Below are 12,478 nucleotides of genomic sequence, written 5' to 3' on the forward strand. Positions count from 1 at the left end.
GCCAGAACCCTCCGGTGGGATAAAGGGGGCAGGGCATGAGCGACCCGGGCGAGGAGGACGCCGGTGTGCACGTGGGCGGGGACGCCTACGGCGGCGTCAGGCTCGCGACCGGCCCCAAGCGCAAGCCGGCCAAGAGCGCGAAGGCCCGGCGGCGCAACCTGCTGATCGCCGGGGCGCTCTCCACGGCCGTGCTCGTCGGCACCGGCGTGGTGTGGGCGACGCCGCGCCAGATCGCCGGGGTGGACGCGGGCATCACCGAGCCCGCCGGGCCGACCGGTCCCATGAACATCCTGCTGGTCGGCGTGGACAAGCGCGACAACCTCACCCGCAAGCAGCAGAACCAGCTGAAGCTGGGCCGCGAGAGCGGCGAGCGCACCGACACGATGATGGTGATCCACCTGTCGGCCGACCACCGCAAGGTGACCGTGGTCAGCCTGCCCCGCGACACCTGGACGGAGATCCCGGGCAAGGGCACCCACAAGATCAACTCCGCCTATCAGTTCGGCGGGGCGCCGCTGGCGGTCAAGGCGGTGCAGCAGGCGACCGGGCTGAAGATCCAGCGCTACATCGAGGTCAACGTCATGGGCTTCATCGACGTGGTGGACTCCCTCGGCGGCATCACCGTCTGCACGCCGGTGGCCATCAACGACCCGAAGACCGGGCTCAACCTCGCCGCGGGCACCCATGAGCTGGCCGGCGTACAGGCGCTCGGCTACGCCCGCACCCGGGCCACGGTCCGCTCCGACCTGGATCGCATCGACCGTCAGCAGCAGGTCATCTCGGCGCTGCTCAACAAGGCGCTCAGCGCGGGCACGCTGGGCAATCCCGGGCGGCTGGCGGCGTTCGTCAACTCCACGCTCAGGACCATCAAGGTGGACCCGGACGACGGGCTGCTCGGCCTGGCCACGCAGCTGCGCGACGTCTCGCTGGACGACGTGCGCTTCGCCACGGTGCCGCTGGCCGACCTCGACTTCAAGACGCCGACCGGCGAGTCCGCGGTGCTGTGGCAGAAAGACGCCGCCAAGGAGTTGTTCCGCCGCATCGCCGCCGACGAGGACCTGGCCACGCCCAGCCCCAAGCCCTCGCCCAGCGCGAACCCGAGCACCGCGGCGACGGTCCCGCCGGAGCGGATCGAGCTGAAGGTGCTCAACGGCACCCTGATCACCGGCCTGGGCGCGCGCACCAGGAACGCGCTGAAGGAGTCCGGCTTCCTGGTGCCGGAGCAGGCGGGCAACACCGCCAAGAAGGACTTCAAGAAGACGATCATCAGGTACGGCCCCGGCCGTGCGGACTCGGCGCGCACGGTCGCGGGCGCGATCCCGGGAGCCGAGCTGCGCGAGGTGAACATCGACGGCATCGAGGTGATCATCGGCGCCGACCAGCCGAAGATCAAGAAGCTCAAATCGGCCGGAGGCCCGACCCCGGCGCCGAGCAGCACCGCCACCCCTACTACCAAAACCGCATCCCAGAACATCTGCCGCAAACAGGCGTAACCTCCGGTTATCCGGGCACGTGACCCATATGGAGGTCCGATCCTGGCACGAGGAAGGCTGCACGGTCGTCCAGGTCCGCGGCGAGCTCGACGTGTCCAGTGCGCCTCGCCTCAACGCGGCCCTCGAGAATGCCTGGAGCGGCGCCGACCCACCCCACGTCGTGATCGACCTGATCGGGGTCCCGTTCTGCGACTCCGTGGGCCTGGGTGAGCTCGTGGCCGCCCACAACCGGGCCCGGCAGGCCTCCGGCAGGCTCGTGCTCGTCCTCGAACCGGGCATGATCACGCACCTGTTCACCATCACCAACCTCGACCGGCACTTCGAGACGAGCGCCAGCGTCGACGCCGCGCGCGCCGCATTGACCGCGGCGGCCTAAGCTCCCACTGACGATCGTTGTCCGTGGAGGCTTTCACCTTGTTCGATCAGTTCCCCGAGCCCGCGCGCTCCCAACTCGTCGCCGCCCACGACGAGGGCAGGACCAAACCCGAGTGGTGCTTCGCCGACGGCGCGGCGCGCGTGTGCTTCTGGGCCCCCTACCGCGGCGCGGCGCCGGTGATCACCTGGCACTTCACCCCCGGCCCCGACCCCGCCGTCGCCGCCGCCATGCTCCGGCGCGGCCTGAGGGAACTCGGCCTGTCCAAGATCGTGCACGACATCGTGCTGCGCCCCGGCCTCACCCCCACCGTGGACCGCCCGGTCGAGCACGACGCGCTCATGGGCGCCGGCTTCACGCTGGAAGTCGAGCGGCTGGAGCTGGAATGGGCCGCCGGCAGCGACCTGCCCGCCGACTCCGGCCGGCTCACCTACCGACCCGCCCGGGAACATCCGGCACGCACGGTGCTCGACCTGCTCGTCCAGATCTCCGAAGGCTCGCTCGACCACGACACCCAGGTCGAACTGGCCACCGCCGGCCCCGAGCACGAGGCCAGGGAGATGTACGCCGACCTGGTCAACCGCAAGGGCAAGCCCGACTGGTTCGTCGTCGGCTACGCCGGCGAGGAGCCCGTCGGCCTGGTCGCGCCCGACGACCACTCCATCGCCTACATCGGCGTCGTCCCCGCCCACCGCGGCCGTGGCTACGTCGCCGACCTGCTCGCCAAGGGCACCCGCACGCTCGCGGAAGCCGGTGTCGAACGCATCGTGGCCGCCACCGACGTGGCCAACACCCCGACCGCCAACGCCTTCCTCCGCGCCGGGTACTCCGAGGTCGGCAGACTGTTCCGCTACTACTGGAGGTCCTCGTGAGACTCGGCGTGATGTTCGACCGCGACCTGCCGCCGGAACACCTCATCCCCTTCGCCCGCGAACTCGACGGCACCACCGTCTCCGACCTGTGGGTCGTGGAAGACCTCGGCTGGACCGGCGGCATCTCCTCGGCCGCCACCGCGCTGGCCGTCACCAGCCGGCTGCGCGTCGGCCTCGGCATCGCCCCCGCGCCCCTGCGCAACCCGGCGCTGCTGGCCATGGAGTTCGGCAACCTGGCACGCCTGCACCCCGGCCGCCTGGCCGCGGGAATCGGGCACGGCCTCCAGTCGTGGATGCGGCAGGTCGGCGCCGCCGTACCGTCGCCGCTGGCGCTGCTGGAGGAGACGATCACCGGCGTGCGGGCGATGCTGCACGGCGAGAAGGTCGTCCTGGACGGCAAGGCCGTGCGCCTGGACGGCGTCGCCCTGGTCCACCCGCCCGCCGAGCCGCCGCCGGTGCTGGCCGGGGTCCTGAACCCCAAGTCGCTGGCGCTGTCGGGCCGGGTGGCCGACGGGACGATCATCCCGGAGGGCTTCTCGCCCTCGCGGGTGCCGTGGGTCCGCTCCCAGATCGCCGCCGCCGGGCCGCACGAGCTCGTCGCCTTCACCCACCTGTACGTCGGCGACGACGCGGAGGAGGTGGCCCGGCCGATCGTGGCCGAGTACACCGAGTTCCTCCGGGTGCCCGCTTCCGAGGTGGCGCTGGCGATCGGCGACGTCGGGCACGCGGTGGCGCACGTGCGCGCCCTGTGGGCGGCCGGCGTGGACACCGTCGTGGTGCGGCCGATCGGTTCCTCGCCGCTGTCGCACGTCCACGCGATCCTGGCGCAACTCTGAACTTTCGGCCGATGGCGGTCGGCCGCGTGGCCGATGGCCGGGAGCCCGCGCGGCGCGACGATCGAAGCCATGAGACGAATCGCGGCGATGGCCGCAGGGGTCGCGCTCCTCGCGGGCTGCGGAGTGGAGCTGAACCCGCCCGAGCAGCACACGGCGCAGACGTTCACCCACGCCGGCGGCACGCTCACGATCAAGTCGTCGCTCGGCGGGCTCAGGATCGAACCCGGCTCCCCCGGCGTGGTCAAGGTGGACCGGTGGCTGATGGGGAAGGCGGCCAAGGAGGGCAACAACTCCTGGTCGCTCCGGGACGGCATGCTGCGGCTGAGCGCCAACTGCACCATCGTCTTCGGCGACTGCGGCGGGCGGTACCGGATCGCGGTGCCGCCCGGGGTGAAGCTGGTGGTCGAGGGCAGCGACGGGGTCATCGCCACCGGCCTGTCGCAGGACGTGGACATCGCCGCCGCCGACCGGATCCGGGTCGTGGACATGTCCGGAGCCCTGCGGCTGCGCACGGAGGGCCCCGTGTCCGGGGAGCGGCTGCGTTCCCCTCGGGTCCGGGCGCGCACCGACTACGGCGCGATCGACCTGCTCTTCGCGGTACGGCCGGCCAACGTCGACGCGCTCTCCCGGGACGGCGCCGTCGAGGCCACGGTCCCGGACGGCGTCTACCGCGTCGTGGCCAAGAGCACGGACGGCTCGGTCAGCTCCCAGGTGAAGAACGGCGACAGCCCCGACACCATCACCGCCAGGAGCGGCTCGGGCAACATCCGCATCCGCAAGGCGTGAGCGTCACTGCCGGGCGCGCAGCCGATCGGGGTGGATCGCGGCGCGCAGGAGCGCTCTGGCCGCCAGGGCCACCAGGATCGCGGCGAGCACCCCGATCCCGGCCATGGCCACGGCCCTGGCGGAGGTCCAGATCAGGTAGCCGGACTGCTGGGCGCCCATGGTCGGCACGAGCACCACGGCCACCCCGGCGACGGCCGCCACCACGCATACCGGCGCCGCCGCCAGCGCGGCCTGCCGGGCCATGACCCGGTGCAGCGCCTTCTCCTCGACTCCGGCTGCGGCCAGGACGGCGAAGGAGCGCTGGTGGTCGAGCAGGCTCTCGGCCTGCCGTACGACCAGGGCGGCCGCGGCGGTGGCCAGGGCGATGAGCAGGGCCAGGTCGATGAAGAGGTGCGCCCGCTCGTACCCTCCCACGGACTGCTGCGCCCCCGCCGCAGCGCCGAAGAAGACCGCGAGCCCGACCACGGACATGGCCCGCGCCCATCCGCGCGGGTCCGCCTCGACCAGGCGGGCCGCCAGAAGGGTCTCGGGGGTACGGCCGCGCCGGGCGGACCACGTGGCGACGGCCCTGATCAGCCGGGCGGTGGCCAGCGTAAGCCCGAACAACAGCATGACCATGCCGATGGCCATCCCGAGGACGATCCCGTAGATGCCGACGATCGCCAGGGCCCTGCGTGCGGGGTCGACCGCGGCCGCGGCCACCAGGACCACGCCACCGGCGATCAGGAGGACGTCGCTCGCCCGTGCCCCGCGCGGGCGCACGCGGCGGACCACGCCCAGCGGTGAGGCGACCACGTGCCGCCCGGCCAGCGCCCCCGAGAGCAGGCCGCACAGCACCACCACCGCCACGACCACGGGCACGGTGACCGCGGGCGTGGACCAGGCGCCGCCCCAGACCTGCTCCCGGTGGGCGGCGAGTTCCCCGGAGACCGGTGGCGCGCCGACCACCAGCTCGCGGAAGGCGGCGAGCACGCCCGTGAGCAGGGCGAGGACGTAGACCACGGCACCTGTCAGCGCGCCGAGCAGACCGAGCCATCCGCTTTCGAGGGCGCCGAGCAGGCGTACCTCCCCCGGGGTGGCCCCGGCCAGGCGCAGGGCGGCCAGGCGGCGTTCGCGGGTGAGATCGGCCAGCCGGTTGGCCTGGTGGAGCAGCGCGACGACCGGGACGACCAGCAGGGCCAGGGCCAGGCCGGTGAGCGAACCCCATTCGTCACGGCCGTCCGCCAGCCCGACGGCCGTGCACAGCAGGAAGGTCGCGAGCGCGGCTCCGGCGGCCATGAGCCGGGCGCGGGCCCGGTCGGCGCGGTCGCGGCCCCCGGCCAGCATGCGCTGAACGGTGATCACCGCGGCACCCCCGTCAGCACGGCCCCGTCGCGCAGCATGATCTCCCGGTCGGCGTAGGCGGCCACGCGGTTGTCGTGGGTGACCAGGACGACCGCGGCGCCGGTGTCGCGGGCGGAGTCGAGCAGCGCGTTCATGACCTGTTCGCCGGCGCGCGAGTCGAGGGCGCCCGTGGGCTCGTCGGCGAAGATCACCCGCGGCCCGGTGATCAGGGCGCGGGCGACGGCGACACGCTGCGACTGGCCGCCGGAGAGTTCGCCGGGGCGCCGGTCGGCGCAGTCGGCGACGCCGAAGCGGGTCAGCCACTTCCCGGCCAGGGAGGTGGACTCCTGCCTGCCGCGCCGGTTGAACAGCAGCGGCAGCGCCACGTTCTCCAGCGCACTCAGTTCTGGCACCAGTTCGCCGAACTGGAAGACCACGCCGAAGCTGGTACGCCGCAGCTTGGTCAGCGCGGCCTCCTCCAGGGTGTCGATCCTGGTGCCCGCGTAGGTGACCTGGCCGGATTCCGGGCGGATGATCCCGGCCAGGCAGTGCAGCAGCGTGGACTTGCCGGAGCCGCTGGGGCCGGTGACGGCGACGATCTCTCCCTCGCCGACGGCTACGGAGATCCCGGTGAGGGCCGGGGTCTTGCCGAACGCCTTCACCAGGCCGGTGGCCTCAAGCATCGACTTCCTCCTTCAGGCGCGTCAGCGCGCTTTCTATCCAGCGCAGGTCGGCGTCCAGGTGCTGGATCGCGTAGTCGGCGGCCAGCGCCTGGGCCGGGGACTCGCTGGCGCGCCGGGCGGTGAGTTCCCGCATGCGGGCCAGGTGGGCGGCGCGCTGCCGTACCAGGTAGTCGTCGGCGGCGCCGCCCGCGACGACGACGCGGGCGAACAGCGGGCTGCTGACGTACGGGGCGGGCGGCTCGACCTCGGCCAGCCAGCGGGTCAGCTCGGTGCGGCCGGCCTCGGTGATCGCGTACATGGTGCGCTCGGGGCCGCCGTCCTGCTGGGTCTCGGCGACCTCGGCCTGCCCGTCGCGTTCCAGGCGCTGGAGTGTGGCGTAGACCTGGCCGTAGGCGAGGGGTTTGGCGCCGGGGAGCCGGTGATCGTGTTCTTTTTTGAGCTCATATCCGTGTTTCGGCCGCTCGGCGAGGAATCCGAGCAGGACGTGACCGGTTGACATGCCGCGACTATACACACAGTGAATAGTCTTGCGCACCCGCGAAGATCACCTTTATTATGACTGACCAGTCGGTCATGATAGGAGGCTGGACATGGCACCCAAACGGGTGGACAAAGACGCCCGGCGCCAGGAGATCCTGGACGCCGCCGTGCGGGTCTTCTCCCGCAAAGGCTTCGCCGCATCACGCATCGACGACGTGGCCGCCGAGGCCGGAATCGGCAAAGGCAGCGTGTACCTCTACTACGACAGCCGCGAGGCCCTGCTCGAAGCCGCCCTCGCCCAGTACGCCGCCGGCGCCGACATCCTCCTGCGCCAAGCCGTGGAAGGCGACGCCCCGCCCCTGGACCGCCTGATCACCCTCGTCCACAGCACCATCGCGCACCTCTCCACCCAGCGCGACCTGGCCAGAACCCTGCTCGACCTGTGGGGCACCGACCACATGCGGCCCGCCTACCGCGCCTACCGCGAAGCCGTCACCACCGTCCTCGCCCAGGTGCGCCCCGGCCTCGGCCTCGCACACACCACCGTGCTCATCGGCGCCATCGAAGGCGTGCTGCTGCAATGGCTCATCGACCCCGACATACCACTCGCCGACATGGCCGGGCCCATCGTCGACGTCTGCGTCGAAGGACTGAGGGAGCGCGCATGAGCCGCCTGAGCGCCCTCGACTCGCGCCTCATCGCCCCCGGCGCCACCCCGCGCGACCGCATCGTCGTCTACACCTCCGCCGCCGCCGGAGCCCTGCTCGCGACCCTGCTCGCCGCACAGGCCGGCCTCGGCGCCCTGCCCCTCGCGGTCGTCGCGATCGTCGCCTTCGACATGTACGGCGGCGCCGCCGTCAACTCCACGACCGCCGCCAAACTCCACTTCCACCGCCCGGGACGCACCTGGAAGCACCACCTGGCCTTCGTCGCCATCCACGCCGTGCAACCGGCGCTGCTCGCCGTCGTGGTACCCGGCTTCACCTGGACCGCCGCCGCGATCATCTACACCCTGGCCATGGCCGGCGCGGTCATCACCATCACCGTCCCCAGAGACGTGCGCCGCCCAGCCGCCTTCGCCTGCACCGCCCTGGCCATCGGGCTGACGGCGCCGCTGGGGATACCGGCCATGATCGGGTGGTTCGCGCCGGTCCTGTTCGTCAAACTCCTGCTGGCCCACCTCCAACCGGCGGCCGCCCCCGCCGACTGACGTGGGCCGTTGCGGCGGCGCGTGCGTCCGACGTGAGAAGCGATCCCCACGATCGGCGCCCGCGCACGTCGGCGGGTGGCGGGGGCGGCGGCTGGGCCGTACGGGATGGGGTTGCTACGGACGGGACGCTATGGGCGGCCCAGGGCATGGGGTTGCTACGGACGGGACGCTATGGGCGGCCCAGAGCGCGGTAGTGCCAGCCGGCCGCGCGCCAGGCGGTGGGGTCGAGGGCGTTGCGGCCGTCGACGATCTCGCGCTCGGCCACCACCTCGCCCACGGCCTCCGGGTCGAGGGCCACGAACTCCGCCCACTCCGTCAGCAGCAGCACCACGTGCGCGCCGCGGACCGCGTCCAGCGCCGAGGAGCCGTAGTGCAGCTCCGGGTGCGCCTTGCGGGCGTTGTCCAGCGCGATCGGGTCGTAGACGGTCACCTCGCCGCCCTGGTTGCCGATCGTGACCGCGACGTCGAGCGCCGGGGAGTCGCGGATGTCGTCCGAGTTGGGCTTGAACGCGGCGCCCAGCACGCCGACCGTGCAGCCGTGGAACGAGCCGCCGGCCAGTTCGCGCGCCAGGTCCACCATGCGGGCGCGGCGCCGCATGTTGATCGCGTCCACCTCGCGCAGGAACGTCAGCGCCTGGTCCGCGCCCAGTTCACCGGCGCGGGCCATGAACGCGCGGATGTCCTTGGGCAGGCAGCCGCCGCCGAACCCGAGCCCCGCCTGGAGGAACTTGCCGCCGATCCGGTCGTCGTAGGAGAGCGCGGTCGCCAGCTGCTGGACGTCGGCGTGGGCCGCCTCGCACACCTCGGCCATCGCGTTGATGAAGGAGATCTTGGTGGCCAGGAACGAGTTGGCCGCCGTCTTGACCAGTTCGGCCGTGGCGAAGTCGGTCACCACCACGGGCACCTCGCCCAGCGGCTCGTACACCTCGCGCAGAATCTTCTCGGCCCGCTCCGAGCGCACGCCGACGACGATCCGGTCGGGCTTGAGCGTGTCCTGTACGGCGTGGCCCTCCCGCAGGAACTCGGGGTTCCAGGCCAGCTCGGCCCCGGGGCCGGCCGGGGCCAGCCTGACCAGCTTGTCGGCCAGCCGGGCGGCGGTGCCCACGGGCACGGTGGACTTGCCGACGATCAGGCACTCACGGGTGAGGTACGGCGCCAGCGACTCGACCGCCGCGTCGAGATAGGAGGTGTCGGCCGCGTACTCCCCCTGCTTCTGCGGTGTCCCGAGGGCGAGGAAGTGCACGTCACCGAAGGCGCCGGCCTCCTCGTAGGAAGTCGTGAAACGCAGCCGCCCGGACTCGAGGCCGCGCCGCAGCACGGGTTCCAGCCCGGGTTCGTGAATGGGAAGCTCACCGTTCTGCAGGCGGCGGATCTTGTCCGCGTCGATGTCGAGGCCCAGGACGTCGAATCCGAGATCGGCCATGCACGCGGCATGCGTCACTCCCAGGTATCCGGTCCCGATCACCGTGAGGCGATATGGCACGTGAGCTCCTTTCGATCGCCAGGCATGCTACCGGCCCTCACTACCTCGTCTGTGCCACCTGGGAAAACCGGCAAACCGTACCCGCTGGTAACAAGTTAGTCGGACGTCCTAGTATTTGTGCTATGAGCTTCCCTCTCTACGCGCCGGCCGAGGAGCACGACATGCTCCGCGAGACCGTCCGCGCCCTGGCCGATGAGAAGATCGCCCCGCGTGCGGCGGAGGCCGACGAGACCGAGGAGTTTCCCTGGGACGTCTACAAGGCCCTCGTGGCCGCCGACCTGCACGCCGTACACGTCCCTGAAGAGTACGGCGGCGCCGGCGCCGACGCCCTCGCCGCGGTCATCGTCATCGAAGAGGTGGCTCGCGCCTGCGCGTCCTCGTCCCTGATCCCCGCCGTCAACAAACTGGGCACCGTGCCCCTGCTGCTGTCGGCCTCGGAAGACCTGAAGGCGCGCTACCTGGCTCCAGTCGCCAGCGGCGAGGCCATGTTCTCCTACGCCCTGTCCGAAGCCGACGCCGGCTCCGACGCCGCCGGCATGAAAACCCGCGCGATCCAGGACGGCGACCACTACGTCCTCAACGGCACCAAGACGTGGATCACCAACGCAGGCGTCTCCGACTATTACACGGTCATGGCCGTAACCGCCCCCGGCGAAGGCGCCCGCGGCATCTCCGCCTTCGTCGTAGAGAAATCCGACGAAGGCGTCTCCTTCGGCCCGAAGGAAAAGAAGCTCGGCATCAAAGCCTCCCCCACCCGCCAGGTCATCCTGGAAAACGTCCGCATCCCGGCCAGCCGCATGATCGGCGAACTCGGCACCGGCTTCAAAACCGCCCTCGCCACCCTCGACCACACCCGCATCACCATCGCCGCCCAGGCCCTCGGCATCGCCCAGGGCGCCCTGGACTTCGCCATCGGGTACGTCAAGGAACGCAAGCAGTTCGGCAAGCCGATCGCCGACTTCCAGGGGGTGCAGTTCATGCTGGCCGACATGGCCATGAAACTCGAAGCGGCCCGGCAGCTCACGTACCACGCGGCGGCCAAGTCCGAACTGGCGATGCACGGCCAGCCCCAGAAGGACCTCACCTTCCTGTCCAGCGCCGCCAAGTGCGCAGCCTCGGACGCGGCCATGGACATTACGACGGACGCCGTACAGTTGCTGGGCGGATACGGTTACACCCGAGAATTCCCGGTGGAACGCATGATGCGCGACGCCAAGATCACCCAGATTTACGAGGGCACCAACCAGATCCAGCGCATGGTGATGGCCAGGCAACTCCTCAAGTAACACGCAGGGGGGCTCAGGCTGTGACATCTGGCCCCCAAGCATGGTCCTCTCGCTGGGGGCGCTTCGCGCCGGGAGTTCGGGCTGTGACATTGGGGGGCGCAGCCCCAAACCCCCGCCCAAAGCGGTGTTCGGATACCCGCTGTCGTTTCCGTTCAAGACAGCTACCGCGGCTGTGTTCTAGCGTGGACCGGCAGTTCGGCCAAGCATGAGGAGACGGCACAGTGCGTAAGTTGGTCTACACCGGTTTCATGTCGCTCGACGGCATCGTGGACTCGCCTGGCGGCGGGCCGGGGGAAGAGCACCGCAGCGGCGGGTGGGTGGTCAAGGACCTCGAGTTCGTCCCCGAAGCCTGGTCGCTCAAGGGTGAGGAGCTCGCCGACACGACGGCGCTGATGTTCGGTCGTCGCAGTTACGAGGCGTTCGGGGCGGTCTGGCCCGGCTCGGAGGACCACGCCGGCTACAAGGAGCTGCCCAAGTATGTGGTGTCGGCCACGCTGTCCGACGACGCCATCGTCGACGGATGGGGGCCGACCACGATCCTGCGCTCGGCCGAGGACGTCGCGGCGCTCAAGGAGGGTGAGGGCGGTGCGATCTTCATCCACGGGAGCGCGGAGCTGGCCCGGCGGCTGTCGGACGCGGGGCTGATCGACCAGTACAACCTGCTTGTCTTTCCTGTGCTGCTCGGTGCCGGGAAGAGCCTGTTCGGCCGGGCCGACCGGGACAAGCACATGCTGACCCTGCGGGAATCGGAGAGCTACTCGAACGGGATCCTGAAGCTGGTCTACGACGTCAGGCGCTGATCCAGGCCGAGGGCGATCGCGCCGCCGGCGCCCTCGCGCAGTTGCCTGACGGTGCGTCCGACGTAGGAGCGCAAGGCGCGGGCCAGGTGCGGCTCGTCGCAGTAGCCGAGCTTGGCGACGACGTCGGTGGCCGGGTCGCCGGCAGCCAGCAGTTGCGCCGCCGTACGGGCACGCTCGATCTGCCGGACGGTGCCCTGCGTCAGTCCGGTCGCGGCGCGGAATCGGCGTTCGACCGTGCGCCCCGAGACGGATGGGCGGCGGCCCCGCAGTACCTCGACGCAGAGCGGGTCACGGACCACGATCCCGGCCCGGACGAGACGTTCGACCAGAGCCTCGGCGTCGTCGGGGCCGGGCCTCTCCCAGCGGGTGCCGTCCAGCCGGAACGTCCGGCGCGTGGTGTCGGGCAGCTCGATGCCGCCGTCGACCAGCGCCGGCGTGGGCACGGCCCGCAACGAGGTGCCCACAGCGAACTCGATGCCGGTGAAGGTCGCCTCCTCCGGCACCGGCGCCGTGCCGGTCCGGGTCTCGGGACCGGTGATGCCCGTGTAGGCCCGGCCGGCGTGTTCCCAGAACACCAGGCCCCACCGCACCCCCGCGACGGACGTCATCGCGGTGACCTGCTCGCTCGTGCATGTCCACACGGTGTCGACCCAGTCCGAGTCCGACGCGCGCGTCTTGAACCGCAGTCTCACGGGCGAAGGATACGTCGCTTCGCGTTCGCGGTGGCTTGCCCGGTTATGCGGCTTTGGGCTCCGGCCAGCTGCGTCTCACTCCTACCTACGGGGACGATGATCCTGGGGACGACTGGGAAGCGGTGCCAGTCGTTGCGCTCTTCCGCCCCCACGCCTCCGGC

14 protein-coding genes are annotated in these 12,478 nt (G+C 71.2%); 9 read left to right on the plus strand and 5 right to left on the minus strand.

Annotation, left to right across the window (positions count from 1 at the left end; genetic code table 11):
* Positions 1-35 precede the first annotated feature (35 nt).
* From FVE25_RS30470 to FVE25_RS30490, 5 genes are all read left to right on the plus strand, one after another.
* Positions 36-1,493 (plus strand): LCP family protein, encoded by a 1,458-nt coding sequence (locus tag FVE25_RS30470; protein ID WP_157250524.1) that lies wholly within the window; start codon positions 36-38, stop codon positions 1,491-1,493.
* A 28-nt stretch (positions 1,494-1,521) separates the two neighbouring features.
* Positions 1,522-1,869, plus strand: a complete 348-nt coding sequence (locus tag FVE25_RS30475) for an STAS domain-containing protein (RefSeq protein ID WP_157250525.1) — start codon at positions 1,522-1,524, stop codon at positions 1,867-1,869.
* A 23-nt stretch (positions 1,870-1,892) separates the two neighbouring features.
* The gene (locus FVE25_RS30480) at positions 1,893-2,738 is read left to right on the plus strand and encodes a GNAT family N-acetyltransferase (RefSeq protein WP_157250526.1); all 846 of its coding nucleotides are present in this window, start codon (positions 1,893-1,895) and stop codon (positions 2,736-2,738) included.
* On the plus strand, positions 2,735-3,574 hold the full coding sequence (locus FVE25_RS30485; protein ID WP_246267675.1) for an LLM class flavin-dependent oxidoreductase: 840 nt from the start codon (positions 2,735-2,737) through the stop codon (positions 3,572-3,574). Before FVE25_RS30480 ends, FVE25_RS30485 begins: the two co-directional genes overlap by 4 nt.
* Before the next feature lie 69 nt (positions 3,575-3,643).
* Positions 3,644-4,360: a DUF4097 family beta strand repeat-containing protein gene (locus FVE25_RS30490; protein WP_157250527.1), complete on the plus strand. Its 717-nt coding sequence runs from the start codon at positions 3,644-3,646 to the stop codon at positions 4,358-4,360.
* 3 nt (positions 4,361-4,363) lie between these two features.
* On the opposite strand, the gene FVE25_RS30495 is transcribed toward FVE25_RS30490, so the two are convergent.
* From FVE25_RS30495 to FVE25_RS30505, 3 genes are read right to left on the minus strand one after another with little or no spacing between them, the layout of a single operon-like run.
* Complete coding sequence (locus FVE25_RS30495; protein WP_157250528.1) at positions 4,364-5,704, minus strand: hypothetical protein; 1,341 nt, start codon at positions 5,702-5,704, stop codon at positions 4,364-4,366.
* On the minus strand, positions 5,701-6,366 hold the full coding sequence (locus tag FVE25_RS30500; protein WP_157250529.1) for an ABC transporter ATP-binding protein: 666 nt from the start codon (positions 6,364-6,366) through the stop codon (positions 5,701-5,703). Before FVE25_RS30500 ends, FVE25_RS30495 begins: the two co-directional genes overlap by 4 nt.
* Positions 6,359-6,865, minus strand: coding sequence for a PadR family transcriptional regulator (locus FVE25_RS30505; protein WP_157250530.1), 507 nt, complete (start codon positions 6,863-6,865; stop codon positions 6,359-6,361). Before FVE25_RS30505 ends, FVE25_RS30500 begins: the two co-directional genes overlap by 8 nt.
* Positions 6,866-6,956: 91 nt before the next feature.
* Between FVE25_RS30505 and FVE25_RS30510 the strand changes: the two genes are divergently transcribed.
* On the plus strand, positions 6,957-7,514 hold the full coding sequence (locus FVE25_RS30510) for a TetR/AcrR family transcriptional regulator (RefSeq protein ID WP_157250531.1): 558 nt from the start codon (positions 6,957-6,959) through the stop codon (positions 7,512-7,514).
* Positions 7,511-8,056, plus strand: a complete 546-nt coding sequence (locus tag FVE25_RS30515; RefSeq protein ID WP_181019759.1) for a hypothetical protein — start codon at positions 7,511-7,513, stop codon at positions 8,054-8,056. The genes FVE25_RS30510 and FVE25_RS30515 overlap by 4 nt, the downstream gene beginning before the upstream one ends.
* A 169-nt stretch (positions 8,057-8,225) precedes the next feature.
* Here the strand turns inward: FVE25_RS30515 and FVE25_RS30520 are convergent, their stop codons facing one another.
* The gene (locus FVE25_RS30520) at positions 8,226-9,539 is read right to left on the minus strand and encodes a UDP-glucose dehydrogenase family protein (RefSeq protein ID WP_157250532.1); all 1,314 of its coding nucleotides are present in this window, start codon (positions 9,537-9,539) and stop codon (positions 8,226-8,228) included.
* A gap of 122 nt (positions 9,540-9,661) precedes the next feature.
* Between FVE25_RS30520 and FVE25_RS30525 the strand changes: the two genes are divergently transcribed.
* Entirely contained in the window at positions 9,662-10,825 is a 1,164-nt protein-coding gene (locus tag FVE25_RS30525) for an acyl-CoA dehydrogenase family protein (protein WP_157250533.1), read from the plus strand.
* Between the two features lie 221 nt (positions 10,826-11,046).
* Complete coding sequence (locus FVE25_RS30530) at positions 11,047-11,625, plus strand: dihydrofolate reductase family protein (RefSeq protein WP_157250534.1); 579 nt, start codon at positions 11,047-11,049, stop codon at positions 11,623-11,625.
* Here FVE25_RS30530 and FVE25_RS30535 read toward each other — a convergent pair.
* Positions 11,607-12,317 (minus strand): helix-turn-helix domain-containing protein, encoded by a 711-nt coding sequence (locus tag FVE25_RS30535; RefSeq protein ID WP_157250535.1) that lies wholly within the window; start codon positions 12,315-12,317, stop codon positions 11,607-11,609. The two genes, FVE25_RS30530 and FVE25_RS30535, sit on opposite strands and share 19 nt — an antisense overlap.
* Between the last annotated feature and the right edge of the window lie 161 nt (positions 12,318-12,478).

Source organism: Nonomuraea typhae, assembly GCF_009760925.1.
GTDB lineage: Bacteria > Actinomycetota > Actinomycetes > Streptosporangiales > Streptosporangiaceae > Nonomuraea > Nonomuraea typhae.